32 protein-coding genes and 1 pseudogene are annotated in these 26729 nt (G+C 54.4%); 12 read left to right on the forward strand and 21 right to left on the reverse strand.

Going from position 1 to position 26729, the window contains the following annotated elements; translation table 11 throughout:
* Positions 1-313 precede the first annotated feature (313 nt).
* The 3 genes from AEQ67_RS09685 to trpB all read right to left on the reverse strand — a co-directional run bounded on the left by AEQ67_RS09685 (position 314) and on the right by trpB (position 3079).
* The gene (locus tag AEQ67_RS09685; protein ID WP_059403664.1) at positions 314-760 is read right to left on the reverse strand and encodes an anti-virulence regulator CigR family protein; all 447 of its coding nucleotides are present in this window, start codon (positions 758-760) and stop codon (positions 314-316) included.
* Between the two features lie 271 nt (positions 761-1031).
* Positions 1032-1844 (reverse strand): tryptophan synthase subunit alpha, encoded by an 813-nt coding sequence (trpA, locus tag AEQ67_RS09690; RefSeq protein WP_059403665.1) that lies wholly within the window; start codon positions 1842-1844, stop codon positions 1032-1034.
* Entirely contained in the window at positions 1844-3079 is a 1236-nt protein-coding gene (gene trpB, locus AEQ67_RS09695) for a tryptophan synthase subunit beta (protein WP_059403666.1), read from the reverse strand. The genes trpA and trpB overlap by 1 nt, the downstream gene beginning before the upstream one ends.
* Positions 3080-3205: 126 nt before the next feature.
* Here trpB and AEQ67_RS09700 point away from each other — a divergent pair, with 126 nt between their 5' ends.
* Entirely contained in the window at positions 3206-4099 is an 894-nt protein-coding gene (locus AEQ67_RS09700) for a LysR family transcriptional regulator (RefSeq protein WP_059403667.1), read from the forward strand.
* On the opposite strand, the gene AEQ67_RS09705 is transcribed toward AEQ67_RS09700, so the two are convergent.
* On the reverse strand, positions 4096-4422 hold the full coding sequence (locus tag AEQ67_RS09705; RefSeq protein ID WP_008027738.1) for a DUF883 family protein: 327 nt from the start codon (positions 4420-4422) through the stop codon (positions 4096-4098). The genes AEQ67_RS09700 and AEQ67_RS09705 overlap by 4 nt on opposite strands.
* A 155-nt stretch (positions 4423-4577) precedes the next feature.
* Here AEQ67_RS09705 and AEQ67_RS09710 point away from each other — a divergent pair, with 155 nt between their 5' ends.
* Together AEQ67_RS09710 and AEQ67_RS09715 are read left to right on the forward strand one after the other, a co-directional pair.
* Positions 4578-4793, forward strand: coding sequence for a dodecin (locus AEQ67_RS09710; protein WP_047535914.1), 216 nt, complete (start codon positions 4578-4580; stop codon positions 4791-4793).
* Between the two features lie 122 nt (positions 4794-4915).
* Positions 4916-5137 carry a DUF1161 domain-containing protein gene (locus AEQ67_RS09715; protein WP_059403668.1) on the forward strand — a complete coding sequence of 74 codons (222 nt, stop codon included), beginning with the start codon at positions 4916-4918 and terminating at the stop codon, positions 5135-5137.
* A 69-nt stretch (positions 5138-5206) separates the two neighbouring features.
* Here the strand turns inward: AEQ67_RS09715 and AEQ67_RS09720 are convergent, their stop codons facing one another.
* Positions 5207-6208, reverse strand: coding sequence for an LLM class flavin-dependent oxidoreductase (locus AEQ67_RS09720; RefSeq protein WP_059403669.1), 1002 nt, complete (start codon positions 6206-6208; stop codon positions 5207-5209).
* 240 nt (positions 6209-6448) lie between these two features.
* Here AEQ67_RS09720 and AEQ67_RS09725 point away from each other — a divergent pair, with 240 nt between their 5' ends.
* Together AEQ67_RS09725 and AEQ67_RS09730 are read left to right on the forward strand one after the other, a co-directional pair.
* Entirely contained in the window at positions 6449-6880 is a 432-nt protein-coding gene (locus AEQ67_RS09725) for an OsmC family protein (protein ID WP_059403670.1), read from the forward strand.
* 189 nt (positions 6881-7069) lie between these two features.
* Positions 7070-7303 carry a DUF1161 domain-containing protein gene (locus AEQ67_RS09730; protein WP_059403671.1) on the forward strand — a complete coding sequence of 78 codons (234 nt, stop codon included), beginning with the start codon at positions 7070-7072 and terminating at the stop codon, positions 7301-7303.
* A gap of 6 nt (positions 7304-7309) precedes the next feature.
* Here the strand turns inward: AEQ67_RS09730 and AEQ67_RS09735 are convergent, their stop codons facing one another.
* Positions 7310-7729 (reverse strand): PA0061/PA0062 family lipoprotein, encoded by a 420-nt coding sequence (locus AEQ67_RS09735; protein ID WP_059403949.1) that lies wholly within the window; start codon positions 7727-7729, stop codon positions 7310-7312.
* A gap of 42 nt (positions 7730-7771) precedes the next feature.
* Entirely contained in the window at positions 7772-8194 is a 423-nt protein-coding gene (locus AEQ67_RS09740; protein WP_059403672.1) for a PA0061/PA0062 family lipoprotein, read from the reverse strand.
* 60 nt (positions 8195-8254) lie between these two features.
* Between AEQ67_RS09740 and AEQ67_RS09745 the strand changes: the two genes are divergently transcribed.
* Positions 8255-9331, forward strand: coding sequence for an aminopeptidase (locus AEQ67_RS09745; protein ID WP_059403673.1), 1077 nt, complete (start codon positions 8255-8257; stop codon positions 9329-9331).
* A 111-nt stretch (positions 9332-9442) separates the two neighbouring features.
* Here the strand turns inward: AEQ67_RS09745 and AEQ67_RS09750 are convergent, their stop codons facing one another.
* From AEQ67_RS09750 to AEQ67_RS09760, 3 genes are all read right to left on the reverse strand, one after another.
* Entirely contained in the window at positions 9443-9901 is a 459-nt protein-coding gene (locus AEQ67_RS09750; RefSeq protein WP_059403674.1) for an REP-associated tyrosine transposase, read from the reverse strand.
* Between the two features lie 196 nt (positions 9902-10097).
* Positions 10098-10748: an HAD family hydrolase gene (locus AEQ67_RS09755; RefSeq protein WP_059403675.1), complete on the reverse strand. Its 651-nt coding sequence runs from the start codon at positions 10746-10748 to the stop codon at positions 10098-10100.
* A 39-nt stretch (positions 10749-10787) separates the two neighbouring features.
* A complete protein-coding gene (locus AEQ67_RS09760; protein ID WP_059403676.1) occupies positions 10788-11333 on the reverse strand; it encodes a gamma carbonic anhydrase family protein in 546 nt (181 codons plus the stop codon).
* A gap of 62 nt (positions 11334-11395) precedes the next feature.
* Between AEQ67_RS09760 and prlC the strand changes: the two genes are divergently transcribed.
* Entirely contained in the window at positions 11396-13474 is a 2079-nt protein-coding gene (gene prlC, locus AEQ67_RS09765) for an oligopeptidase A (RefSeq protein ID WP_177333640.1), read from the forward strand.
* Positions 13471-13758, forward strand: coding sequence for a YheV family putative zinc ribbon protein (locus AEQ67_RS09770; protein WP_059403677.1), 288 nt, complete (start codon positions 13471-13473; stop codon positions 13756-13758). Before prlC ends, AEQ67_RS09770 begins: the two co-directional genes overlap by 4 nt.
* A 38-nt stretch (positions 13759-13796) precedes the next feature.
* Here AEQ67_RS09770 and AEQ67_RS09775 read toward each other — a convergent pair whose 3' ends face one another.
* From AEQ67_RS09775 to AEQ67_RS09785, 3 genes are all read right to left on the reverse strand, one after another.
* Positions 13797-14441: a dual specificity protein phosphatase family protein gene (locus tag AEQ67_RS09775; RefSeq protein WP_059403678.1), complete on the reverse strand. Its 645-nt coding sequence runs from the start codon at positions 14439-14441 to the stop codon at positions 13797-13799.
* 128 nt (positions 14442-14569) lie between these two features.
* Positions 14570-15127, reverse strand: a complete 558-nt coding sequence (locus AEQ67_RS09780; protein WP_059403679.1) for a hypothetical protein — start codon at positions 15125-15127, stop codon at positions 14570-14572.
* Between the two features lie 107 nt (positions 15128-15234).
* Positions 15235-15534 carry a hypothetical protein gene (locus AEQ67_RS09785; RefSeq protein ID WP_059403680.1) on the reverse strand — a complete coding sequence of 100 codons (300 nt, stop codon included), beginning with the start codon at positions 15532-15534 and terminating at the stop codon, positions 15235-15237.
* Between the two features lie 242 nt (positions 15535-15776).
* Here AEQ67_RS09785 and AEQ67_RS09790 point away from each other — a divergent pair.
* The 3 genes and pseudogenes from AEQ67_RS09790 to AEQ67_RS09800 all read left to right on the forward strand — a co-directional run.
* A pseudogene (locus AEQ67_RS09790) lies at positions 15777-16004 on the forward strand (PA0069 family radical SAM protein); the annotation flags it as partial.
* A 77-nt stretch (positions 16005-16081) separates the two neighbouring features.
* On the forward strand, positions 16082-16393 hold the full coding sequence (locus AEQ67_RS09795) for a hypothetical protein (RefSeq protein ID WP_059403682.1): 312 nt from the start codon (positions 16082-16084) through the stop codon (positions 16391-16393).
* Between the two features lie 85 nt (positions 16394-16478).
* Positions 16479-17123: a hypothetical protein gene (locus AEQ67_RS09800; protein ID WP_059403683.1), complete on the forward strand. Its 645-nt coding sequence runs from the start codon at positions 16479-16481 to the stop codon at positions 17121-17123.
* A gap of 410 nt (positions 17124-17533) precedes the next feature.
* Here AEQ67_RS09800 and AEQ67_RS09805 read toward each other — a convergent pair whose 3' ends face one another.
* Both AEQ67_RS09805 and AEQ67_RS09810 read right to left on the reverse strand, forming a co-directional pair.
* Positions 17534-18274 carry a recombinase family protein gene (locus AEQ67_RS09805; RefSeq protein ID WP_330219460.1) on the reverse strand — a complete coding sequence of 247 codons (741 nt, stop codon included), beginning with the start codon at positions 18272-18274 and terminating at the stop codon, positions 17534-17536.
* Positions 18275-18362: 88 nt separating this feature from the next.
* Positions 18363-18578 (reverse strand): hypothetical protein, encoded by a 216-nt coding sequence (locus AEQ67_RS09810; RefSeq protein ID WP_059403684.1) that lies wholly within the window; start codon positions 18576-18578, stop codon positions 18363-18365.
* A gap of 337 nt (positions 18579-18915) precedes the next feature.
* On the opposite strand from AEQ67_RS09810, the gene AEQ67_RS09815 reads away from it, so the two are divergent.
* Positions 18916-19890 (forward strand): hypothetical protein, encoded by a 975-nt coding sequence (locus AEQ67_RS09815; protein WP_152974822.1) that lies wholly within the window; start codon positions 18916-18918, stop codon positions 19888-19890.
* A 164-nt stretch (positions 19891-20054) separates the two neighbouring features.
* Here AEQ67_RS09815 and AEQ67_RS09820 read toward each other — a convergent pair whose 3' ends face one another.
* The 6 genes from AEQ67_RS09820 to AEQ67_RS09850 all read right to left on the reverse strand — a co-directional run bounded on the left by AEQ67_RS09820 (position 20055) and on the right by AEQ67_RS09850 (position 26280).
* Positions 20055-21182: a hypothetical protein gene (locus AEQ67_RS09820; protein ID WP_152974823.1), complete on the reverse strand. Its 1128-nt coding sequence runs from the start codon at positions 21180-21182 to the stop codon at positions 20055-20057.
* 422 nt (positions 21183-21604) lie between these two features.
* Positions 21605-21877: a hypothetical protein gene (locus AEQ67_RS09825; RefSeq protein ID WP_059403687.1), complete on the reverse strand. Its 273-nt coding sequence runs from the start codon at positions 21875-21877 to the stop codon at positions 21605-21607.
* A gap of 46 nt (positions 21878-21923) precedes the next feature.
* Positions 21924-24107, reverse strand: coding sequence for a tape measure protein (locus tag AEQ67_RS09830; protein ID WP_059403688.1), 2184 nt, complete (start codon positions 24105-24107; stop codon positions 21924-21926).
* Positions 24108-24477: 370 nt separating this feature from the next.
* On the reverse strand, positions 24478-24972 hold the full coding sequence (locus AEQ67_RS09840) for a hypothetical protein (protein WP_059403690.1): 495 nt from the start codon (positions 24970-24972) through the stop codon (positions 24478-24480).
* The gene (locus AEQ67_RS09845; RefSeq protein WP_059403691.1) at positions 24972-25493 is read right to left on the reverse strand and encodes a hypothetical protein; all 522 of its coding nucleotides are present in this window, start codon (positions 25491-25493) and stop codon (positions 24972-24974) included. Before AEQ67_RS09845 ends, AEQ67_RS09840 begins: the two co-directional genes overlap by 1 nt.
* A 247-nt stretch (positions 25494-25740) precedes the next feature.
* Complete coding sequence (locus AEQ67_RS09850; protein WP_059403692.1) at positions 25741-26280, reverse strand: hypothetical protein; 540 nt, start codon at positions 26278-26280, stop codon at positions 25741-25743.
* Positions 26281-26729 lie beyond the last annotated feature (449 nt).

Genomic DNA, 26729 nt, shown 5'->3' on the forward strand with positions numbered 1-26729 from the left:
TCGCGCGGCCGAGATGGCGGCCAATGAAGCCAACCTGAAACAGGTTGGCGAGCATTTGAGGAAGTTGCACAAGGCGTCGGGTGGATTGGAGCTGCCCTGATTGAAACACCGCAAAACCTTTAGCAGCTGGCGCAGCCTGCGTTCGGCTGCTGTAGGAGCGAGCTTGCTCGCGATGGTCGTCAACGATAACGATGCACACCTGACACACGGCGGCGTCATCGGGTTCATCGCGAGCAAGCTCGCTCCTACAGCAGCCGGACGCAGGCTTCGCCAGCTGCTACATGGGCCGGGTCAACCTGCAAAAATCAGCGAATCAATAAAGCACCCCTTCAAGCACTTCATACACGATCCCGGTTCCTACGGCGATCAGCACAATATCGCCTCCCGCGCGGCGCCATTCGTACCCTGGGTAATACGGCAGCCGACCCAAGGCGCGATTATCCAGGCGTTCGCCATAATAGCCGTGGGGCAGCGGCCGACCACGGACCAGATGAATCCCTGGAGGTGGCGGTGCACCGCGTACGAAATAGCCGTGATTATCGTGGATAGTCTGGCGCACCGGGCCGAAGTCACGTGGTGGAGGGCCGCCGCGGTGGTTGTCCGGCCCACGGTGATCCTCACCATGATCCTCACCATGATTGTCACCGTGATTATCGTAATGGCCGTGATCGTCACGCTGATCGGCACTCGCATTCAGCAACGGCGTGGCACTGAGTATCAGCACACCCAGGCTGGCAATCAGACGTTTCGGCATTTTCATCGCGTATTTCCTCACTTCTGTAGCAGCTGTCGAGCCCCAGCGAGGCTGCGTTCGGCTGCGAAGCAGTCGTCAGTCCAGACATCTCGGTTTACCTGAAACACCGCATTGGCTGATTTCACGACTGCTTCGCAATCGAACGCAGCCTCGCTGGGGCTCGACAGCTGCTACAAGGTCAGCAAAAAGGGCTTCAGAACGTAGTCCTGAAGCCCTCGGTCTTGCTGTTTAGTCTGTGCCGCGAGGCTCTAATTCCTCTGTATCAGGAACTTTACCTTTAACTGACGCGCGCCTTACGCACACCATCAGCCAGCGCCGAGCAAAGGCTCAACACGCCATCGATCGCCTGCTCTGGCGTCGAGGCATTGGCGATGTGATCGATCAGCGCCGACCCCACCACCACACCGTCGGCCAGACGAGCAATGGCAGCAGCTTGCTCCGGGGTGCGAATGCCGAAACCGATGCTGATCGGCAAGTCGGTGTGGCGACGCAGACGTGCGACCGCTTCCTCGACATGTTCCAGCGTAGCCGCGCCGGCACCGGTCACACCGGCAACAGACACGTAGTAAACGAAACCGGAGCTGCCGTTCAGCACGGTCGGCAGGCGCACATCATCGGTGGTCGGCGTGGTCAGACGGATAAAGTCCAGACCTGCTGCCTGCGCCGGATCGCACAGCTCACCATTATGCTCGGGCGGCAGATCAACCACGATCAGGCCATCCACACCGGCCTCTTTGGCGTCGGCAATGAAACGCGGCACGCCGTACATGTGAATCGGGTTGAAGTAGCCCATCAGCACCAGCGGTGTATCAGTGTTGCCTTCACGGAACTCGCGAACCATTTGCAGGGTTTTCGCCAGGTTCTGCTTGGCCCCCAAGGCGCGGATGTTCGCCAACTGGATTGCTGGGCCATCGGCCATCGGATCGGTGAAGGGCATGCCCAGCTCGATCACGTCGGCGCCAGCACCGGGCAAACCTTTGAGGATTGCCAGGGAAGTGTCATAGCTCGGGTCGCCGGCGGTGACGAAAGTCACCAGGGCGGCGCGGTTCTGTTCCTTGAGTTCGGCAAAACGCGTTTGCAGGCGGCTCATCAGTGTTTCTCCTGCTTGGATTGCTCTTGTTGAGACTGTTCCATGTGGTGCATCACGGTTTGCATGTCTTTGTCGCCACGGCCGGACAGGTTGACCACCATCAGGTGATCTTTCGGCAGGTTCGGTGCGCGTTTGAACACTTCCGCCAGGGCGTGGGCGCTTTCCAGTGCAGGAATAATCCCTTCCAGACGGCAGCATTTGTGGAACGCATCGAGGGCTTCGTCGTCAGTCACGGAGGTGTACTGGACGCGGCCGATGTCGTGCAACCAGGCGTGTTCCGGACCAATGCCTGGATAGTCGAGGCCGGCAGAGATCGAGTGGGCGTCGATGATCTGGCCATCGTCGTCCTGCAACAGGAAGGTGCGGTTGCCGTGCAATACGCCTGGAACGCCGCCGTTCAGGCTGGCCGCGTGTTTACCGGTTTCAATGCCGTAACCGGCCGCTTCAACACCGATGATCTCGACACTCTTGTCGTCAAGGAACGGATGGAACAGGCCCATGGCGTTGGAACCACCACCGATGCACGCCACCAGGCTGTCCGGCAGACGGCCTTCCTGGTCTTGCAGTTGAGTACGGGTTTCCTTGCCGATAACGGCCTGGAAGTCGCGAACCATCGCAGGATAAGGGTGCGGACCGGCGACAGTGCCGATCAGGTAGAAGGTGCTGTCGACGTTGGTCACCCAGTCGCGCAGGGCTTCGTTCATCGCATCTTTCAGGGTGCCGGTGCCGGCCACGACCGGGATCACTTCGGCGCCCAACAGCTTCATGCGGAACACGTTGGCTTGCTGGCGTTCAATGTCGGTGGTGCCCATGTAAATCACACAGTCGAGGCCAAAACGCGCAGCCACGGTGGCAGTCGCCACGCCGTGCATGCCGGCACCGGTCTCGGCGATGATGCGTTTCTTGCCCATGCGCCGCGCCAGCAGGATCTGGCCGATGCAGTTGTTGATCTTGTGCGCGCCGGTGTGGTTCAGCTCTTCACGCTTGAGGTAAATCTTCGCGCCGCCGCAGAATTCAGTCAGACGCTCTGCGTAATAAAGCGGGCTTGGACGACCGACGTAGTCGCGCTGGAAGTAGGCCAATTCTTCTTTGAATGCAGGATCTTCCTTGGCCGCTTCATATTCGCGGGCCAGATCGAGGATCAACGGCATCAGGGTTTCGGCGACGTAGCGGCCGCCGAACGCGCCAAACAGGCCGTTGGCGTCGGGGCCGTTGCGCAGATTAGTCTGGGTCATGGGTCGCTCCAGTTGAATGTGTGAAATGAAGCTGTTGAAAAGAGAGTGGGCTTAACTCTACCCCTGACGCTCCCGGCTGAAAACCGATAAGATCGCCACAACCTGTCAGGAAAACTCACAGATCCTATGAGCCACGACCTTCCGCCGCTGAACGCACTTCGCGCATTCGAAGCCACGGCTCGCCTGAACAGCGTCAGCCAGGCCGCCGAGCAACTGCACGTCACTCATGGCGCGGTTAGCCGACAGTTGAAAGTGCTCGAAGAACACCTCGGTGTCAGCCTGTTCGTCAAGGATGGTCGCGGCCTGAAACTCACAGATGCCGGTGTTCGTTTGCGTGATGCCAGTGGCGAGGCGTTCGAACGTCTGCGTACAGTCTGCGCCGAACTGACCCAAAGCACCGCCGACGCGCCGTTCGTGCTCGGCTGCTCGGGAAGCCTGCTGGCGCGCTGGTTTATCCCGCGCCTGGGACGCTTGAATGCTGATTTGCCTGATCTGCGCCTGCATCTGTCGGCGGGAGAAGGCGATCTCGATCCGCGTCGGCCAGGCTTGGATGCCTTGCTGGTATTTGCTGAGCCACCATGGCCGGCGGACATGCAGGTGTACGAATTGGCCAGCGAACGCATCGGCCCGGTCATGAGCCCACGCTATGCCGGTTACGAAAGGTTGCGAGACGCACCGGCGAACGCGCTGCTGAGCGAACCTTTACTGCACACCACATCGCGCCCTCAAGCCTGGCCGAGTTGGGCGCAGCAAAGCGGCCTCGATGCCAAGGCATTGAAGTTAGGTCAGGGTTTTGAGCATTTGTATTACTTGCTGGAGGCAGCCGTCGCCGGACTGGGGGTGGCAATTGCACCTGAGCCGCTGGTAGCCGAAGACTTGAAGGCCGGTCGCCTGGTTGCGCCATGGGGCTTCAGTGAAACCCCGGCGCAACTGGCATTATGGCTGCCCAAGCGCGCCGCGGACGGGCGCGCTCGGCAATTGGCGCAATGGCTTAAAAACGAGCTGCGCCAAACAGATTAATCACCGCGTTTGCACAGCAGATAAGCCGCGAGCAGACCCAACGCACCCACCGCAACACCGGCTGTAGTCCAAGGGTGCTCCTGGGCGTAGTCCCGAGTCGCGATCCCGGTTTCGCGGGTTTTGACTTTGACTTCTTCGTACGCATCGCTGAGCAAATGACGCGAGTGTTTCAGCGCACTCTCTGCGTTGGCTTTCAAGGCCTTGAGCGTTTTACGCGACTCGTCCGAGGCGTCGTCTTTCAGGTTTTCCAAAGACTTCAGCAGACTCTCGATCTCGGCTTCCATGCTTTGCAATGAGGCTTTACGTAAAGAGGTGTTGGCCATGGTGGCTCTCCTGCATTGATTGAGTTGCGTGTGTTGGTTGGGACTTCAGGGGTTCGAGAAAGTGCAGTAAATCTGAACTTCACTCGTGGATTGGCCGACAGAAGAAATACGAAAAATCACTGCTAGGCTGTATTTCACACCCTGAGGAGAACGCCATGACTGACCATCACACCTATAAAAAAGTCGAGCTGGTCGGCTCGTCCACCAGCAGCATTGAAGACGCGATCAATAACGCGCTGACCGAAGCCAGTAAAAGTCTGAAGTACATGGAATGGTTTGAAGTGACCGAAACCCGCGGCCACATCAAGGATGGCAAGGCTGCACATTTCCAGGTCACGCTCAAAGTCGGGTTCCGGATTGCCAGCAGCTGAGTTTGAGCTAGTCTTCTGAACTTGCGCGCCGGCCGAGTGCCACAGGGAATGGCACAGCGCTATACGAGTGCCTCCGGCTGATGGCTGGAAGCTCCCTTTGATACGACCAGGTAATGCGACCGATGAAGAAGTTTATTTTGGCGGTAGGTTTGTTGAGCCTTGCGGGTACAGCGTTGGCTGACGGCAAGTCGTGCGAAGAGTTGAAGGCCGAAATCGCCGCGAAACTGGACGCCAAGGGCGTTTCTGGTTATTCACTGGAAATCGTCGACAAAGGCGCTGCTGCCGGCGGGAAAATCGTCGGTAAATGTGAAAAAGGCACCAAAGAAATCGTCTACAAAAGGTAGTTGATTCCCTCTTGTTCATGAAAAAGCCGACGCGATTGCGTCGGCTTTTTTCTGCTCGCCGCTTGCGCGTCAGCCCTTCATCACCTGCGCCAACAGCTCGTAGGAATGTACGCGATCGGCATGTTCGTACAGGTCGCAGGTAAAAATCAGCTCATCCGCCTGGGTTTGCTCGATCAGCACGTCCAGTTTGGCGCGAATTTTCTGCGGGCTGCCAACCATCGCTAGCCCCAGGAAATCACCGACTGCTTCTTTCTCATGAGGCAACCACAAGCCATCCATGGTTTTCACCGGTGGACGTTGCACCAGGCTCTGGCCGCGCATCAGGGCGAGAATCCGTTGGTAGACCGACGTTGCCAGGTAGTCGGCCTGTTCGTCGGTGTCGGCGGCCACCAGCGGCACGCCGAGCATTACGTAGGGCTTATCCAGGACCGCTGAAGGCTTGAAGTGATTGCGGTAGACGCGAATCGCCTCATGCATGAGGCGCGGTGCGAAATGCGAGGCGAAGGCGTAGGGCAAACCGCGTTCGCCGGCCAGTTGTGCACTGAACAGGCTCGAGCCCAGCAGCCAGACCGGGACATTAGTGCCGGTGCCCGGCATTGCGATGATCCGCTGATCAGGCGTGCGTGGGCCGAGGTAGCGCATCAGTTCCGCCACGTCTTCGGGGAAGTCATCGGCGCTGCCCGAGCGTTCACGGCGTAGCGCGCGGGCTGTCATCTGATCAGAACCGGGTGCGCGCCCCAGACCCAGGTCAATCCGGCCCGGGTACAGACTTTCGAGCGTGCCGAACTGCTCGGCGATCACCAGCGGTGCGTGGTTGGGCAACATCACGCCACCCGAACCGACACGAATCGTCGAGGTGCCGCCGGCCAGGTAGCCGAGCAGTACCGAGGTTGCTGAACTGGCGATGCCATCCATATTGTGGTGTTCGGCCACCCAGAAGCGGTTGTAGCCGAATTTTTCGACGTGCTGCGCCAGGTCCAGGGAATTGCGCAGCGACTGGGCCGCGCTGCCATTTTCCCGCACGGGCACCAGATCGAGGGTAGAGAACTTGATATCGGACAGTCGTTTCATAAACCTGCTTCTCCCATTGAGTGCGCAGGTTTTTTCTTGCGAACGAAAACCTGCCGAATCCATAAGCGTGTTTCATGCAATGAGGGCATATACCCGAGTTTCAATAGCAGAGACAAAATTCCTACAGAATTTGCGGACCGATCAGATGAGGTGAACTTTGCGTCACCGTCTATCCTCAGAACCCTAGCAACCGAAAACCACGAGGCGCGACGTTTCGCGCCGGATCTTGAGGAGGCAGGCATGGCTATTACGAAAAAAGCATCGGCTCATTGGGAAGGTGATCTGAAAACCGGCATCGGCTCGATTTCCACGGAAACCGGTGTCCTCAGGGACGCGCCCTACGGCTTCAAGGCGCGTTTCGAAGGCGGCAAGGGCACCAACCCCGAAGAGCTGATCGGCGCGGCCCACGCGGGCTGCTTCTCCATGGCATTTTCGATGATTCTCGGCGATGCCGGCCTTAAGGCAGACAGCATCGATACCAATGCCGAAGTCACTCTGGACCAGGTGGACGGAGGTTTTTCGATCACAGCGGTGAAATTGATCCTCAAGGCGAAAATTCCCGGGGCGACCCAGGCGCAATTTGAGGAACTGAGCAACAAGGCCAAAGAAGGGTGCCCTGTATCCAAAGTGCTGAATGCGAAGATCAGTCTGGATGCGACGTTGGTTAGCTAAAATCGAAGTCGGAGCGAGAAGATCGCAGCCTTTGGCAGCTCCTACAGGTTCTCTCGACCCATGTAGGAGCTGGCGTAGCCTGCGATCTTTTTTGTGCTGAAACAAAACCCGACTGGCGAAACTGTGGTCGAATAAATGACAGCAGCAAAAACGCATTACGGTGCGCGCTGCCTCAAAGGAGCTTCAACCATGAAACGTTTTGCCTTGGCGGTTATCTGTTGTGCGCTGGCCACATCGGCCCTGGCGGCACCGAAATCCTGTGAAGAACTCAAGGCCGAGATCGAGGCCAAGATCCAGGCCAACAACGTCTCTTCCTACACCCTGGAGATCGTCACCAATGACGAAGTGCACGATCAGAACATGGTCGTTGGCTCGTGCGAAAACGGCACCAAGAAAATCATCTATCAGAAGAACGATCGCTGATTTGCCTCACATGAGGCAATAGGTGTCCCGATCTTCAGCGACAACTTCACGCTTGGCGTTATACAACCGGGCGCCGGGCGTAAACGCTATCGACTGGCCAACCAGCACATAACGCTGGCCAGCTTCGAAATTATCGTAATTGATGGTCAGGTAACACAGCCGTTCCGAGGGGCCGCTCATCAAGCCTGACCCCCCACTGGGTACTTCAAAGTCGAATCGAACGATCAGCTCATGGCTGCCGGGCGTGACCTGGAAAAAACGTCCGTCGCGCAATCGCTGCTTGTCCAGTCGCTCGGCCATCAGCAATTTATCGTTGGGGAATGGCGTGGAGAAGTCGACCCAGGCCATCTGCGGATTAACCGCCGGCAATGGGCTCTGGCAGCCGGCAACAACACTTGCAGCGAGCAACAGCATCAACCTGCTCATGATGAATGTCCCAAACAATTGGTCCATTGAGCATAACGCCGATCAGCTACGTTGACAGCCTGCCGGTGTGCCTTGGCCAATCACTTTTCGCTGCTGATCATAGAGCTTCACCCACGGCCGAAAGCCGATATTCCCCGCTTGCAGCTGATAGCGTTCGCCGGCGTTGAAGTCCTTGAATTTGACATTCATCTGACAGTCCCGCCACAGCGGCTCGGCGTCGGGGCCGATATTCGTCGGCTGGACCGGGAATTGATAACGAACCGTCAGCTCATGGCTGCCAGGCTGAACCTCGAAATAGCGCTTGTCGCTGGCGGCTTTGTTATCAACCTCCAACGCCAGCAAGGCCGTGTCTTCCTGCTTCGAATCCAGGTCGATCCATGCTTGAGCCGGATCGTGATGGGGTAGTCCGAATCCAGCACAGCCGGCCAGCGTCAGCAGGCCTCCTGTCAGCATCAACATGCGCATAGCGGAGCTCCAGTCAGGCGGGATAGTCTTGCGGGCAGACTTTCCAGGGAAGATTTTATTTTGATCAGGCCGCTTCCAAGCCTTGGGTTACTTGATCGCGTTTTTCGCGTTTTGTTTCCGGGTGTGATGTTTTTGTTGCTCAACGGTTGCGCCAGCGTCAGCTACTACGGCCAATTGGCCAGTGGTCAGCTGCAATTGCTGCGGGCACGAGAGCCTGTTTCCGACGTGATTGCCGATCCCGGCCGCGACCAACAACTGCGTGCGCACCTGGCTCAATCGCAAAAGGCCCGAACGTTCGCCAGCCAACAGTTGCATCTGCCGGACAACCAGAGCTATCGCCTGTATGCCGATATTAGCCGGCCGTTCGTGGTCTGGAATGTCTTCGCCACACCGGAATTTTCCCTGACGCCACAGAACCACTGTTTCCCCATCGCCGGATGCGTTGCCTATCGCGGTTATTACAGCCAGAGCGCAGCCCGCGGCGAGGCAGCACTGCAACGCCAGCAAGGTATGGACGTATCGATTGGCGGGGTCGAGGCTTATTCGACGCTCGGTTGGTTCAACGATCCGATCATCAGTTCGATGATGGGTTGGGGCGACGAGCGCTTGGCCACACTGATCTTCCATGAACTGGCCCATCAGCGGTTCTATGTGAAGGACGACACCGAATTCAACGAGTCTTTCGCCACCTTCGTCGAGCAGGAAGGTACTCGCCAATGGCGCGCCGTCCGTGGCCTGGCGCCGGAAAATGGTGCGCAGGAGCAGCACCGCGACCAGTTCATTCAGCTGGTTCTGGATACCCGCAAACGACTTGAACGGCTCTACGCCCTGCCGCTGCCGGCAGACCAGATGCGTCAACGTAAAGCCGCCGAGTTCGAGCGATTGCGAGGTGAGTACCGCCAGTTGCGCGATAGCCAATGGGCCGGGGACAAACGTTATGACGCCTGGATCAATGCACCGATGAACAATGCCCGGCTGCTGCCGTTTGGCCTCTATGATCAATGGGTGCCGGCGTTTGCCACGTTGTTCCGGCAAAAGAGTGGGGATTGGGTGAAGTTTTATGCGGCGGTCGAGAAACTGGGTGCGTTACCGGTTGGCGAGCGCAAGGCGGCTTTGAAGGCTTTGGCGGGGTCATAAAATTCAGTGGTTGGGCGGGCGTCTTCGCGGGCAAGCCTCGCTCCTACAGTAATGCCGGTTTCAGCCATGATCTGTAGGAGCGAGGCTTGCCCGCGAAGGCGTCATTGAACGTCACAACCAAATGGCGTCCCACAGCGGATAATCCCCTACCTTCTTCACCAATCCCGCTCGCAGTGGATTGGCGACGATGTATCGAGCAACGGCCTGCAGATCTTCTTCCTTGCGAATAGCGCGATCGTGATAACCATGTTGCCAAACTGGACCTTGGCGACCCATCGAACGATTAAGCGTCACCGCGATGCGGGATTTGGTTCGTGCCATCAATTTGGGCAGCTGACAACTCTGTAGCTCAATCAGCCAATGGAAATGGTCCGGCATCACGACCCAAGCCAGGGACGCCACAAACCCTTCTCGCTCAGCCGTTCTAAAAGCATCAACCACCAAACGCCCATTATCGAATTCGCGGAATAACGGCGCTCGGTTCAACAGCACCGCCGTCAGTAAGTAAATTTGTCCGGACTCCGAATATCGTCCTTTGCGCAACTGGTGAGCGTGTTTCAACTCCGCCAATGGGGATCCTCCTTGATCGTGGCCTAAGTCTTAAGGCTAGGACGATTAGAAGGGTTTTGAGTGAGAACAGTTGTTCAGGATGTGTTCGGGAGGCCGCCTTCGCGGGCAAGCCTCGCTCCTACAGTATTTGTGTGGAGGCATAAAATTTCACGATACACATCCTGTAGGAGCGAGGCTTGCCCGCGAATGAGTGTGATCAGCGCTGCAAAAACGCCTGATGCATCTCGTCCAGCGTCTCGAAGTGATAGGCCGGTGCTTCTGCGCTCAATTCTTCCCTGCTGCCAAAACCATAACCCACCGCCGCTGCATCCAGCCCATTGCTGCGTGCACCGATCAAGTCGTGTTTGCGGTCGCCGATCATTAGGGTGTTGGCCGGGTCCAGGCCTTCTTCGGCCATCAGGTGGGCAATCAGCTCGACTTTATTGGTTCGGGTTCCGTCCAGTTCGCTGCCGTAAATCACTTTGAAGTGTTTGGCGAAGTCGAAGTGTCGGGCGATTTCCCGGGCAAAAATCCATGGCTTGGAGGTCGCGATGTACAGCTGTCGCCCTTGTCCGCCAAGGGTTTCCAACAGCGGCGTGACGCCGTCGAAGACGCGGTTTTCGTACAGGCCGGTGACCTTGAAGCGTTCGCGGTAAAAGTTGACCGCCTCCCAGGCCTTGGCTTCGTCGAAGTCATAGAACTGCATGAACGCCTGCAACAACGGCGGGCCGATGAAGTGCTCAAGCTTGGTCAGGTCGGGCTCGTCGATACCCAACTTGCTCAAGGCGAACTGGATCGAACGGGTGATCCCTTCGCGCGGGTCGGTCAGGGTGCCATCGAGGTCGAACAAAACGGTTGGGTAATGCATGAAAATTCCTGAGCAATAGCGGGACGCTTTATTAGAGGCTTAGAGCTTGTCGTAGCCTTCGGCCAGATGCAGGTCCTTGAGTTTCACGTAGTTCGCCGCGCTGTAGGTGAAAAAGGCTTTTTCCTTGTCAGTCAGCGGCCGAATCTGTTTCACCGGGCTGCCCACATAAAGAAAACCGCTTTCCAGGCACTTGCCGGGGGGGACCAGGCTGCCGGCGCCAATGATCACTTCGTCCTCGACCACCGCGCCGTCCATGACGATGCTGCTCATGCCGATCAGAATCCGATTGCCCACCGAGCAGCCATGCAGCATGACTTTATGAGCGATGGTCACATCGTCTCCGATCAGCAACGGGAAGCCATCGGGATTGAACGGCCCGGCGTGGGTAATGTGCAACACGCAGCCGTCCTGCACGCTGGTGCGCGCACCGATACGGATGTGGTGCATGTCGCCGCGGATCACCGTCAGCGGCCAAACGGAGCTGTCTTCGCCGATTTCGACGTCGCCGATCACCACCGCCGAGCCGTCGACAAAAGCGCCTTTGCCGAGCAACGGCATGTGGTTCTGATACTTGCGAAGGGTCACGATAGGGTTTCTCTCTGTTGCTGATAGCTGCGGTGAGCGTCGATTGTAATTAAGATGGCTCCATGTTTCTTCCAGCCAAGGTGCCAACCGTGAGCGTGAACAACCCTCTTTTGCAGTCCTACGACCTGCCGCCGTTCTCGGCGATCCGTGCCGAACACGTGCAACCGGCCATTGACCAGATCCTGGCTGACAACCGCGCCGCCATTATCGAGATCCTCAAAACCCAAGGCAAACAACCAACCTGGGCCGGCCTGGTGCTGGCGATGGACGAACTCAATGACCGTCTGGGCGCGGCCTGGAGCCCGGTCAGCCACCTGAACGCCGTGTGCAACAGCGCCGAGCTGCGTGAAGCTTACGAGTCGTGCCTTCCAGCATTGAGCGCCTACTCCACCGAGCTGGGCCAGAACCGCGAGTTGTTCGAGGCCTTCGAAGCCCTGGCCAACAGCCCGCAAGCTGCCGGTTTCGACGTGGCGCAGAAAACTATCCTGGAACACTCCCTGCGTGACTTCCGTCTGTCGGGTATCGACCTGCCGGAAGCCGAACAAAAGCGTTACGCCGAAGTGCAGAGCAAATTGTCGGAGCTGGGCAGTCGCTTCTCCAACCAGCTGCTCGACGCGACTCAGGCCTGGACCAAGCATGTCACCGATGAAGCTACCCTGGCAGGCCTGACCGATTCGGCCAAGGCGCAAATGGCTGCCGCCGCGCAGGCCAAGGACCTCGACGGCTGGCTGATCACCCTCGAATTCCCGAGCTACTACGCGGTGATGACCTACGCCCAGGACCGCAGCCTGCGCGAAGAAGTTTACGCGGCCTACTGCACCCGTGCGTCGGATCAAGGCCCGAATGCCGGGCAGAACGATAACGGCCCGGTCATGGAAGAAATCCTCGACCTGCGTCAGGAGCTGGCCAAGCTGTTGGGTTTCGCCAGCTTCTCGGAGCTGAGTCTGGCGACCAAAATGGCCGAATCCAGCGATCAGGTCCTCAGTTTCCTACGCGATCTGGCCAAGCGCAGCAAACCGTTTGCCGCTCAGGATCTGCAACAGCTCAAAGCCTACGCCGCCGAACAAGGCTGCCCGGACCTGCAAAGCTGGGACAGCGGTTTCTACGGTGAAAAACTTCGCGAGCAGCGCTACAGCGTTGCCCAGGAAGCCCTTCGCGCCTACTTCCCGATCGACAAGGTATTGGGTGGCTTGTTTGCCATCGTTCAACGTCTGTACGGCATCGAGATCGCCGAGCTGAAAGGCTTCGACACCTGGCACCCGGACGTTCGCCTGTTCGAAATCAAGGAAAACGGCCAACACGTCGGGCGTTTCTTCTTCGACCTTTATGCTCGCGCCAACAAGCGTGGCGGTGCCTGGATGGACGGCGCACGTGATCGTCGTCGCACGGCAGAAGGCGTACTGCAAAGCCCGGTGGCCAATCTGGTGTGCAACTTCACCCCGGCCGACAGCGGCAAGCCTGCGCTGCTGACCCACGATGAAGTGACCACCCTGTTCCACGAATTCGGCCATGGCCTGCACCACCTGCTGACCCGTGTCGAACACGCTGGCGTGTCCGGTATCAACGGCGTGGCCTGGGACGCGGTCGAACTGCCAAGCCAGTTCATGGAAAACTGGTGCTGGGAGCCGGAAGGTCTGGCGCTGATCTCCGGTCACTACGAAAGCGGCGAACCGTTGCCCCAGGATCTGCTGGAAAAAATGCTCGCGGCGAAGAACTTCCAGTCCGGCCTGATGATGGTTCGCCAACTGGAATTCTCGCTGTTCGACTTCGAACTGCATGCCACCCACGGCGACGGCCGCAGCGTGCTGCAAGTGCTCGAAGGCGTGCGCGACGAGGTCTCGGTCATGCGTCCGCCGGCCTACAACCGCTTCCCGAACAGTTTCGCTCACATCTTCGCCGGTGGTTACGCGGCGGGTTACTACAGCTATAAGTGGGCTGAAGTGCTGTCGGCCGATGCGTTCTCGAAGTTCGAAGAAGAGGGCGTACTCAACGCCGACACCGGTCGCGCGTTCCGCGAAGCGATCCTGGCGCGCGGTGGTTCTCAGGAACCAATGGTGCTGTTCGTCGACTTCCGCGGACGTCCGCCGTCGATTGACGCACTCTTGCGCCACAGCGGCCTGAGTGAGGTCGCGGCAGCATGAGTGAGGGTCCTGTGATTACCAAAAGACGCTTTATCGCCGGTGCGGTGTGCCCGGCATGCAGCGAGCCGGACAAGTTGATGATGTGGAACGAAGACGAAGTCCCGCATCGCGAATGCGTGGCCTGCGGTTATTCCGACACGTTGAATGAACAAGGCCTGTCCGTGCCCAAGGAATTGGGCACGCGGGTTAACACGTCGGCGCTGAAGGTGCCGGATGCCAAGGTTCAGGCCGTGCAGTTTTTCCCGAACCCCAAGCTGAAGAAAAAGCCTGACGAGCAGCACTGATAGCTGCCCCCTCACTGTGCAATGCAGTGAGGGGCAACTTATTCAACGTGGGCCGACTTGAACCAGCTTTTCATCGAGCACGCGGCAAACGGGCTGGTACTGCAATCGCCGTTGGCCAGCGCCGTGCGAAGCTTGTCGACATCGGCCTGCATCATGTAACGAACACCGTCCTTGAAATGGGTACTGTCGCCAAAACCGCCCTGGGTCATTTCGCTCAGCGCATCCTCCTTGCTCCAACCCTGCACCACCACACGGTACATCGCCGCCATCAGGCCGGTGCGGTCCGAACCATGTTTGCAGTGCATCAGTACCGGGCCTTTGGCTTCGGCGGCTTGAATGGTGCGCAAGGCCTTGATTACATCCGCGTCATCCACGTGATTGGTGCGATAAGGCAGTTGAACCTGTGCGATATCTGGCGTGGATAACCAGCTTGAATCCGATTCGGGCAGGAAATTGATAACGGTGGCGACCTTGAGCTTTTGCAGTAATGACACGGCGCCCTGGTCTGGTAGTGCGCTTCGATAGAGCGTCGGCGACATTTGATAGAGGTTGTATTGCACCTCAACGGATTGAGCCCACTCCGCAGGACGGTGCAAAGTGGTGTCGTCAGCGTGGGCCAGGGTCAGGTTGAAACAGGCGACCAGCGATAGGCATATCGCAGGGATACAGCGCGGTAGTGACATGCTTGGGTGACCGTTCAGGGAGAGGCTGGATATTGGCACCCAGAATCACCCCTGAACGGTCAAAGCCCTGTGAGGGGGGTGTCAATGAAACGTGAAACGGTGCTGCCTGGCCTTCAGAAGGCTCGGACTTACAATTTTAGCTTGATGAACGATTTGAGCAGGTCGTCCAGCCCCTGGATGCGAACGATGCCGGTGTAGGGATCGATCCTTCGGACTATAAAACTTGCGCCATCGTCCACGGATAAAGCAGTCAAGGCATAGTCGAACTCCGACTCATCACCATCCTCCATATCCAGCACTTCAATTTGCACCCCGATTCTCTGAGGAGGAACGGGTCCAACAGGTTTATCTGGATCAAAGGTATCAACAAGGTCTTCTGGTTCAAGAGAAAGAAATGCTCCGTAGCCAACATCAACTACCGATTGACGATAAAAGGCGAGAGCGAGTTGAGTAATAGCGTCTACGTCCTTCTCATCAATGTTATTGTCTGGAATGACGTCTATATCAGACCAGGGGTCGTAGTCGAGTTTGTGTTCTTCAGTCCCGGCCGTTATATGCAACGCCATGGTGGTTATGTTGGTATAAAGCCCTGCACCTTGCTCTCGCACTAACCTTATAATTATTTTATTACTTTCAGGTGTTTCTACTCGCTGTAGAAAGACGCCTGTATCGCCTGGTGTCCACATAATACTTTCCCTGTATACCCAAGCTGCTGCGCATGAACCCCATGCGCAGCAGACCATTGGACCTATGACAGTCAGTCAGCCTGTTGAGGCCGACCGGCATTCATCAATTACGGATTGACAATATTTGCGTAAGCTTTGGCCAGTACCAGCAGCTTTGCCTTGTCGCTGTCGTCGATGTCGCCGTCACCGTCCACGTCTCGGGCATCGCCAATACTGAAAGATTGACCACCATCGTAAGACGAAGCAACGTAAATGGTGGAACTCAGCAGGCTCTCAGTGGGAGTGCCATTACCATCCAGACTTGATTCTTTCAAGGCAAACTGCATGGAGACCAAAACTTCATCCGGGTCGACTATGGTAGGCCCAAGTTTTTGTAAAAAGATGCCACGACGATTGAAATACGACATTAGTAAGTCCTTTTAAGTGTTATCCATATTTATGTTTACAGCGATTCGGACAATACAGACAAACATAACTTTTAGGCCATTATTCATATGTAACCCTCAATTGCAAAAACTTGGGAGACGCCCATCTTTACTTACCTGATTAATCTGTTAATTAGTCGTTGATATAAAAAGCGCCGAACGGCAGTAGCTCGCTGACGACCCTTGCGATACTGTATGCACATACAGCATCAAGGGTTCACCCCATGAACACGCCATTGCCCCCACGCGGTCGCGGCACCGCGACCAACCCGCACAACCGCTTCGCCCCCAGTCGCTCGGTGGCCGAGGACGACGGCTGGTATCAGGAAGCGCCGATGACCCAGGGCACCGAGGTGCGCATCGAGACCGCGAAAACCATCATCACCCGCAATAACTCGCCGGACCTGCCCTTCGATCGCTCGATCAATCCTTATCGCGGCTGCGAGCACGGCTGACTGTATTCAATGATACGTACCGATATGAGCTGTACGTGAAATCTAGCCCTCTGGTGAGCGTCTTAGGCGACAGAATGAAAGACGATTTGATTGACGACTCTGGGTTTGAGCTGGGCATGCCCTCTCACCTTGAGCTGCTGAAACACCAATGTGATTTGCTGGGTGCTGAGCTGGAAACGACACGCCGGGATTTACGCAGGGCTCACAAGACCATCGCCGGAATGATCGTCATGTACCGCGACAGCTCAACGGAGCTTGCAGCCTTGAAGGTTGAACACGAACGGCTGAAGTGGACGCTGACAGACCTGTACCGGCGAGAGAGTGGGAGGGAAACGGCACTGTTGGGCTATGCCTACGGCGACTACTCGAAACAGGAGAAACCTTGAGCCCCAGGTCGAACATGTGACGTGATGGCAGCCAGCTACTGCACCCGGTAAGCTCGCAACTCAAATCCACTATGGACGGACGATTATGAGCACAGACGGTTTAGACAACCCCACAACAGAGCTAAAGGCATTCATTACAGCGAACCTTGCTGACCACTGTGGGCTGGACATCCATGGCGTCTACGAAATAGACACGCTTGAAGGCTTCGACATCCGTGAAGCGTGTCGTAGCCATGGCCTAGAAATTGAAGAGGTCAAAGGGTTTGAGTCTGAGGATGAGGCGGATGCTGTTCGCTATCAGCAATCAGAAATACTGCATGCGGGGGTAACAATCCTCGTGAAAATCGGTGGACTTCTCAAGCCCGTGATTTTCATCAAGCGGGAGATGTCGAACTACGCCAGCTTGAACGAATATGTCCGGTACGGAATTACTCTGCACGAGCTGGGGCATGCTGACGACATGATCCGAGGCATCAACTACCAAGACGGCAAGTCGATTTCATTGGACAAGGCAGAGGCATACGCGGAAGTTTTCTGCTTACGTCGATTGAACGGGAACAAAGACCCAGTCTCGGAAATGACCCGAAATCTATTCGCTAAACGCCTGTGCAACATGAATGGCAAAGACCCACTCAAGAGGCGCGTCTACGAAGAGGCAATGACGATGATGTCTAGAGGGAAGGTTGCTACGTGGGCAAGCAAATCGATACCGGGCGTCGAACTGACATAGAAACTCATCGCCCGCTTTTTTTTCTGGCCTTGGCACAAATGGGCCGGGAGCCTCTTCCCACAGAATCCCACGCCCCGCCGCGAGAAGGAGTGCGACTCTTGAGGCGATTCGGTTTTCAGGCTGGAAAATAATGATGGGGCTCACCCGGCGTGACGTACTGCATCCAGCGAAGACGGGCACTGTCCACACCGGGTGAGCGAGGCGATTGTACGAGATTCTGTCGGTTCTACCGAATGCGATGAGCGAGCCTACCACTACTCAAATAGGAATCATTCTTGATCCTAAAATAAGTTGATCGCCCTTCAAGATCAGTCTGTGAGGCTCTACAACGCCACTTCAGACGACCTATAACCATGTTCTCTCTGGGTCAAAGGTGTGACGACTGGTCACTAGAATGCCCCTGTAGGACGTTACAGAACCTCTTCTTTCGAAGGGAACGTGAGGGCCAGGTTCTGCATGACTCGCTTCACCTGCATAGACGACCACGAACCGCCCCGGCTTGTGGTGATGCCCTTACCGTTCAGACAGTCAGCCACCTGTTGCAGTGTGCGACCGCCCTTGCGGATACACAGGTCTATCGGATCACGCACCGATTCTTGCCACGAATTCACACGCTGTTGAATAGCCTCACTGGCCTTAGCCCGGTTGGCATCAGTACGGCCTTTCTCCAGTGCATCAGTACGACGGGCGATCTTCTCCAGCGACTGCACATCACCTTCATTAGCACGCTTCTGGAGAGCTGCCAGAGCCTCCTTGGTACGGCTGGCAATGAACGACCGTTCCTGTTCTGCCAGTGCTGCAAACAAGTGGAGTTGGAACTTGTCGGCCTGTGGCATCGTTGCCACTTTGAAATCCATTGCCTCATCCAGCAGACGGGCGATGTGGTGAACGGAACGGGACAGGCGATCCAGCTTGGCGACTACCAACTTTGCACCAAGCTTCTTGCACAGGGCTAATGCCTTGGCACCTTCTGGACGATCCTCGATTGCCAGTTTGCCCGACACTACATCAACGAACTCACCAACGATGTTCCAGCCGTTCTGCTTGGCTGCACGGTCGATGTACTCACGCTGAGCTTCAAGACCCAAACCAGACTCGCCCTGCCCTTGGCTGGATACTCGGCAGTAGCTCACTACGTCGATGATGGTCATGTTCTCGCCCTCTGGAATCCGTCTGAGGGCCAGCATAACACTCTGTGAACGGTCGTTCTAGGTTTGTTATATGTGATTCCGTTGCCTTTTATTGCCTCAGTTTCAGGATGCCAGCGGTGATGGCGGATGCGTTCTTATCGAGGGTGGCCAGTGCTGTGATGGCGTTGTCATGAACTTCAGGTGAACCATTAGCCCTCACCCACGAGGCTACTTCCTCTATAGCGGCAGCTAGGGCGTGTTGGTTATGCAGTAACAAGGTCAGCACGTCGGCTGTGGCGATGTTGGCGTCTGTGTTGTTTGGCATGAGCATTCGTCCGTGATGTGGAAACCAGCAGCCTAGCCCACGGGGGCATTTGCCGACATCTGGCAGTTGACATGAACCCGAGGGCGTGGGCTGCTCGTGTCTTGCACGAATTCTACGATTACGGGGGAAATATGGCGTTTCGGTGCATAAACTCAGGGTTAAACACTCTCACAGGGTCCGACTACGCAACTTGTAACCACTGCCTATACGGAATGCGGGCTGTAGCCATGGGCACCAGTTAGCCCCAGGTCAATCGAGTGATGGGCCTAGAGGTTTTGGGAGGTTAAACGAGGTTATTCCGAGGTTTCCGTAAACACTGTCGGCGCCGGGTGCCATCATGGATAATGGCCGCACAACATGGACACGGGGCGACAAAATGCGTTGGATACTAGCAGTCACTGGAACACTACTCTCACTCACCGCAATTGCCGCCGACAAAGACCCTATCGCCACTCAAGTCATGAAAGATCAGTTCTTCTCATCGGCTGAATGCGGCAAGTATTTGGATGGTTTCGCAGCACAAGAACAAGACACCCTTAGCGAACTCGCCGATGTTTACGAGAAGTCTCAAGCTCTGGGCTTCGTTGCTGGTAGGGATACCCTGCTTGGTGATTTCCAAACACGGTTCATAGCCAGCAATCTGAGATTCAACTCCAGCCTTGTCGAGTTCAAAGAAAAATTGAAAGACAAACCCAACCTGTTGAGCAACTATGAATACAATGGGTTCTCTCGGCAAACCATTGACGACACGTCAAAAAAGTGGAAAGCAATACTCAATTCGAAGAAATCCAAACCGATACAAGCCAACATCAAAAAGTTTACATGGTGTCGTATTGCCGCAGTGGGAGCAGGAATGGGCGTGAATGCTCAGTTCCCCTCAGACTATGTCCAACGAGCCTCAGCCATTACGAATACCGCTGACATTGGATACTTCCGAGTTAAAGCCGAAAGTGGTGAATACGGAAAATCTGTAGGCACAGGCAACAAATACTCCGAGCCAAAAACATGGGCAGGCTCTCGATTTTTTATCGTCCACGCATCATTCAAGAACTTAGATACCGAATCCCGTCAACCATTTGAAGGCAGCCTGTTTATTAACTACAACGGCAAAGATTACGAGTTTGACTCGACAGAACCAATTATGCTGGAAGGCTATAACATGTGGTTCCGGAAGATTAATCCGTTGATTACGATGAAGACGAAACTCGTGTACCGAATCCCAGATGAAATATACGGGGATGTGTATTGGAGGCCAGGACGCAATCCAACCGATACTAAACTCTGGGTTGGGAACGTTGAAGCAGCTAAGTGATATGAGCTTCGCTCGCCTTTGTATGTCCACTTATAATGGCTACAAGCCACGCAATACAAGGGCTGCGGCAATAACGGTTAGAACAACCGTATCTTACCCGGCAAGTGAGTTTCCTTTATCACAGGCAACAGAAAGCCCCACCATTGCTGGTAGGGCTCATTGACTCAGTACGGTGCTGCGGTTGAGTAAGTGTGCCCGACGTTATCCGTTCGGATAGCCCACAGTGGAATGTTGATCGGCATGTAGTCGCCAATACGCTCAAATCCATCTGGAGTGTCATGTACGTTCACATCAACTTCTGGAAGGCGAGTGTTCCGTAGGATCAGAACATCTAGAACGTCTTGCACATCCGCTACATTACGACCGTGCAGCAGATCGAACAATGCCTGTTCTTCATCTTCTTGCACATCCCATGCTTCTCTGTGGCCTTTAGATTCATGAACGGCCAGGAGTTGGTCAGAGAGTTGTTTTAACTCTGGTCGATACGCTGCATGGCGGTCCAACTCAAGACGTAACACGCCAAAAGTTGAGTGAGCCGTTCTCTTGACTCCGAACTCACGCACCAACCTATGCTCCATCTCAGCACGGAGTTCTTTCAACTGTTTGCCCTTCATCGTTTCGATAGCACCGATGTGAACAGCGTGCTCTGGATTGGTCGCATCCAAGTTGTCACGAAGCCATGCAAGGTTCTTCTGACGGTCCGTAGGCTTGATACCTGCAAGTTTGACAGTGGCCGCCACAACACTCTCTCCCAAGTAAGCAATCAGCCGGTCAAGCACTGCACCCTCTGGTTCATCTTTATCAACAGCATGACGAGGATTAATGCTTGTTCGGCTGATGTACTTGCCTGAGCCGTAGTGCTTCACTCCGTGAGCCTTGTTCAACTCCGTAGGACTGATAACCAGATTCTCGGCATGTAACAGGCCCAGCGTGTTCTTTCCTTTAACAGCAGCAATATGGGAAAGTTGGAAGTGATCAACATCACCGTACTGATTCACGCGAAAGGCTTGTTTGTAGACTGCATGAAGTTCAGTCAGTGACTCGGGAGTGTGGCCGTGCAGAATCAAAAGTGTTCCCGCACGCTTACATTCTTTTGCAAGGTAGTAGAAGAACGCTGACCGACTGGCATCATTGACATTCTTAGACTTACGTTTAATTGCCTTGGCGGCCTTCTGACATTCAGGAGTGCAGAATGATTTTGTTGCACTGGTGGTCCTGAATCGTTCTTTACAGTGTCCACATGTAGGACGACGTTGTGACTTAACAGGTTTGGTTGGTGTTACTGGCTTCATGATTTGCTCCATCGCGGTTAGCAGGGGTTTTAGGATTTGTTAGTGTGTATGTGTGTCGGCAGCGACCAGAGCAGAAGACTTCAACTTTGATGGCGGCGAATACGTGATTGCAGTTACGGCATGTGCAAGTTTTCATCTGTTGTTATCCGTGAGTTGTAATGGCGACATCGCCATTAGGGTGAAAGACGCAGTACCGGTGATTGCCGTATGAATTGACTACCTGTTCAACGACAAGGCGTTTACGTGTACTGCCGATTAGTTCCATTGCTGCTGTAAGGGCTTCGCCCCGTGTGTGATATTCCATCGGTTTCAATGCAGGATTCTCCTGAGTGGGTTATATGTCCATGTAAAAACCTCTCTAGCCCTTACGGGCCGTGGCTTAGACGTGAATGCGGTTAGCACAATGCTATCCTACGGTGGTGTTACTTCTCTTCAAGTGCTTGACGTAGTTTCAAGTCAATTCGTTTATCGATGTATTCGTGTAAGGCCGCACGTTCATCACTACGCTCCACTTGCAGTTCGTTGTAGTACCGTAGAGCGACATCATCTGTGTACGCTGCTGCGTTGCGTTCTGCCATTGCGGCGTAATAGGCCGCTTGCTGGTTGTTCCGTGTGTAGATGTAACTGCCAAGACTTACGAAAGCGATGACTTGAATCACACATGCGACGATAACGCTTCTGATAATTGCGTTCATAAAACTCCTTGTTATTAGTGGAAAGCCTGTTTGCACAGGCTATTTGTTATTCTGTTTCTGTTCCAAAGTTAGCGTTAGCACGACTCCAAGTTTTGGTAATCTCATCCTCAAACACTGCTTTAGCTCCTTTGGCGATTTCTTCAGGAGTGGCGTCTGTCTTCGCAGTAATGTTTACAGTGACCGGGGCAGTAATGTTGTTCGTTGTAACATCCCTCTTAGAATCAAGAGAGCGTTGTGGTGGAACTGGATAACTAACCTCTGACTGAGCCTTGGCGTTTCGAAAGGCACTAGATGCGTCGAAGGTTTCAAATGCGTCGGGACGGAAACGTCTTAGTTGACCATCTGCCATATCACTCATATCAAGACTCTTGAACAAGTTATCCAACTTGAGCGAGATACTATTAAGACCGGACAAATCTTTCTCTGGCACTTTCAAATCCTTCGCCGGACCATCAACATCGAGCCCGAAGACTTTACGCCAGAAGTTGTCCACCGGATCTTCAACCTTTTTACCAGTGTTCGGCAGAGCATCAGTTAACGCTCTCGGATCAATCGCTGGCATGTCTGGTGTTAGTAGGTCAACCTTCTTACCTGCATCCGCTGATGTTTCATCTTTGCCCATCGTGAACCGCAAGAAGCTTGCAGCCATATTCATGAATGCTGTATCAAGTTGAGCCGTTGCCTCTTTCAAAGGTTTTAGGGCTTCTGTCAACTCTGTCTCTGCTTGAATCCGATTGTTAACACTAGCGATCAACTCAGGGTTAGAGTCGATGTCCTGTTGTTGTAGGAACTGTTTGTTAGTCAACCGTGTAGCGTTAGCGTCGATACTTGCAGACTGCTTGGCAATCGCTGGGGCGTTGTCTCTATTAAAGATTTCCAATCCTCTGTCGAAGTCTACAGCGAGCAAGTTGCCTTTCTTGGTACTTGCACGGAAGTCTTTCTCTAACTTGTCGTCCAGCTTGTGCTTGTTACGCTCAGCCCATGCACGACGGATTGGATCAACCAACAACGGCGCCGCTTCACTCAATGTGTTCAAGTCCTCACCATCAGACTTGCCCTTGCTGCGTACTTGTTGCAACTGCAACGCAGCTCTACGCTGTTCTTCTTGGTTCATGCCCGTCCCACGGAAGGCACTCTGTTGTGTCTCAAACATCTTTGTAGCGTCACTGATGCTCTTGCCACGGGACATCTGAGCTAACAGGAATGTACGGTAGCCCTTGGCTGCCTCGTTGCTCACTTCAGTTCCGTACCTCTCAGAGATACGAAGGAATTCGGATTTTGCAAACTTCTGGTTAGCCGGATTTTTGCCCGCTGACTGTTCAATGATGTTGGAGAACTGTTGATTATCGCTGACACGAGTTTGAACTTGGCCGAGGTGTTCACCCACTTTCTGGATAGCCGCTGTAGCTGCCCACAGTCCCGCCCCTACAGCCCCAAACCCTGCCAACATACCAACACCGCTCATACCTGATTCAACAGGCTTAGGACGATTCTGATTGGCTTGCCATACTTGTTGGCGAGCTTGTTGCCATTGGAATCGTTCCTGTTGTTGTTGGTGCTTCTCTGTTTGACGTTGACCACGTTCCTTGGCGGCTGTGCTAACTGATGTATGTCGCTCAATTGCACGCTGACCACGTTCCCTCAATTGTTGCAAAGCCACTTCGGCACGTTGCATAGAGGTCATTGATTGAAGCTGTTTATTCTGAAGAATGACTGTTCGCTGCTGGGCTTGGCCTAGGATTGTTTCAAGCTTGGCTTGTCTCAACTTCGCTGTTGTGAGTGCGTTCTCGTTCTTTGCAGCAATCCCGCTGGCTTTAAGTTGATCAGCTCTCGCCTTCTGCCGTTTACTCTCCAATATAGCTTGCTGCTGCTGGTCCCTGAGGCTCTGTGAGACGATATAGGCTTGTTCCTTGGTGTTTGCCATGGTCAACTTCTGAGAGGCCAGGTCCGCTGTCATAGTGGCCCTACGGGCACGCTGCAACAACACTTCCGCCTTCGACTCTCTATCTAGTGATGCCCGAACTTGTTTATCAAGTTTGTCTCTGTCGGCACTGTTAGTCTTGATGCCCAGCTTGAGATTCAGCCGCTTCTCTAGCTGCGTAGCCTCTTTAGATAGTTGCATCATCTTGCGGCGTGCTGCTTCCATGCCGCTGGTGAATCGAGCAAGCCCGCTCAGATCAACTTGGAAGTTGAGTAACCCCGTGAGTTTGGCGATGTTTTCACTGATCATCGGCTTGCACCGTAACTACGCCCTGACTGCACGTATCCGGCTAACTGAGTCTGCACAACCTCATGAAACAACTTACGGGCTGTTCCTCGGTACAACTGAGACTCCGTATAGCCACCTGTCTCTCTGTAGTCTGACAAAAAGCTATACGCAATCTCAGTTACAACAAGCGGGCCACTCACTAGGAATAGTAACCCGTCGTCAACTTTCACCCAAACGGATGTGTATCGAGAGACACTAGACATCAAACGCATACGCTCTCTGAGAGCCTTGTTGAGCTTGCGTGGACTGAAGTTGTCTGTAACTGATAGCAGGTATGCGCTTCGGTGCGAGTGTTCGTCTAAGCGGCTCAGGTGTTGCTGTAGAGTGTGTGTCATTGTGTCTCTCCATTTGGTAGTACCAGAACCCAGCTATTAGCGGGAATCCCGTTCATGGTTACTGGAAGTTGGAAGCTATGCGACATATGTTCGGGATGTTCCCGGTTGTATGCAGTGACAGCAGCCGTGATTTGTTTGTCCGTGTAATCTGCCGAAGACATAACTAATGAAATCCTCTTTTCGCCGCTAGCACTATCCACACACTTATTGAGTAGTGCACGAGCGTCTTCAATAACAGCGGCAACGACAAACTTGTCTAAAGGCTCGTGACGATTCGCTGTATCCAACCCCCAACTCTTGAACAGTTCCTCTCGTTTCTTCAGGATATCGTCTTGAGTGATGTTGTAAGATTGCAAGAGGGCTAGGTCTTCCTCACTCGGGCCATCGGCTTGTTTCTCTACCTCTACCGCTTTTGGCTGATTCGCCCATTCAAGCAACGCGTTTGTAGGGTCATATCTACGCATAAGAATCTCTGTGCATTTATCCAACATTACTTAGCTCCTTTCAATGCAGCACGCACTTCAACTTCCAACTCAGCTTCAAGTGCGACATCAGCGGCCTTAGCAGCCTCTTCACGCTCTCTCAAAACAGCAGCCTTACGCTTGGCGATAGTGTCAGCAATGATTGCCTCATTGGCTTTGTCTACTCTTGCACGCAACTCAGCCTCCGCTTCTTTCAGCACCTCTGGCAATTCAAGTTGAATCTCTGCGTCTGGCTTCTTCAAATATACAAAATGTTCAATCCCGTAACTTGTGGCCTCTGTTGCACATCGCTTGTATCCCTGTGCAACTTTCTCAAACACAAGATCAAGAAGTGCATTAACTCCTTTAGCGGTGAACTCTACTTGTGCACCACGGAACATGCGGCGTGGAAGGTTTCCGTGTCTATCCGGCTGGCCTTGAAAGTCTTCGGCAAATCCGCCTACTCGGTTCATATAGGCCAGTTCCGCTTCAGCTTTGCATTCAGCGACCATCTGTTTTGTCACTGTGGTCAATACGTTGTTGTTACTCATTTTAATTCTCCATAGATGTAGTGTTGCCCGATTCCCAGGCATAGTGATTCGCTGATTGAACTTGATCAGTCGATGCGATTAGTTATTGGTGTTGCGGTGTGTGATCTATCTAGCGGGGTTAGGCCAGTGCAGCTTCACTGCAAACAGCGGAACCTGTAACTCTTCACTGATAGCCTCGGGGCTCATGTGGTGCATGTGTCTGGCAATGTATGCCCTCAAATACTCCGCTGTGTCCCTCCGCTTTTGTTCATCCTTGAGCATGATCCAACCCCTCTAGTGATTCAAGAAAACCCAAAGACTTCAATAAAGCCTCGGCAGTCGTCAGGTCAGACATATCAATTGTCATCGCTGGATGTTTGATACGGCATTCAGCATATGCAGCGTCGGCCAATTGTTGGCGTTGACGCAGAGACTGATTATGCACTTCTACACTTCCCTCTCCGTCTTCTGGCACATACGCACCGACTAGACGGCATAGTTCTTCACGCACTAACTTAGCTACGACAGAACTGTGCACTGTGTTTTCGAGAACACGTACTGTCCTACCATCGTTAGACTCTTCAAGATAGCAAGTGACAAGGGCACGGACGATGCTTGCAAACTCTGCTCGCTCTTGAGCCGCTACGCCGTCCATATGTTTGTTGAAAACTGCTAATACATCGTAGTACATGCCCTGAAGGTCGATAACCGAGTGTTCACGGTTGGGGTCTTTGCGGTAGTTCAGGGTTACAGGCTGGCGTGTTTGGTAGCGTGCCATTCGTTGTTTGTGTGTGACGATAGCGTTCATGATTTCTGTTCCTCCGGTTGCGGTGGGTTAATTGTGTCGAGATTGATTAACTTGCGTCTCTTCTGCATATGGAATGCGGCGTTGCACGCTGGCGAGCAATACACAGCTCGCTGGGTCTTACTTGAGAATGACCTGTTGCAGTGTTTGCACAGGCGAATTACTACGGCCATAAGTCTCCTATGGGTGTCGGATATGTGAATTGGGAAGTTGTTAGTGGAACCGAACTCGACGCAAAAAGAATGGGTAAGAAGTGGTGGCCTCTTACCCATCTCAAGTACATCTATGTCTTCGGTTTCATGGTGATACGAATTTGTTGCCGCTGGGAAGCAATGAACCCTGACGTTTGCGGCTGTAACGGCGATGGTGAATCAGACCACCTACCGAGTTGTAGCCAACGTTACCCGGTGAAACGTGAGAACCCTGTAGGGCGGCTGTTCGGTCTGCTTGGA

The organism is Pseudomonas sp. RIT-PI-q, assembly GCF_001297125.1.
Classification (GTDB): Bacteria; Pseudomonadota; Gammaproteobacteria; order Pseudomonadales; family Pseudomonadaceae; genus Aquipseudomonas.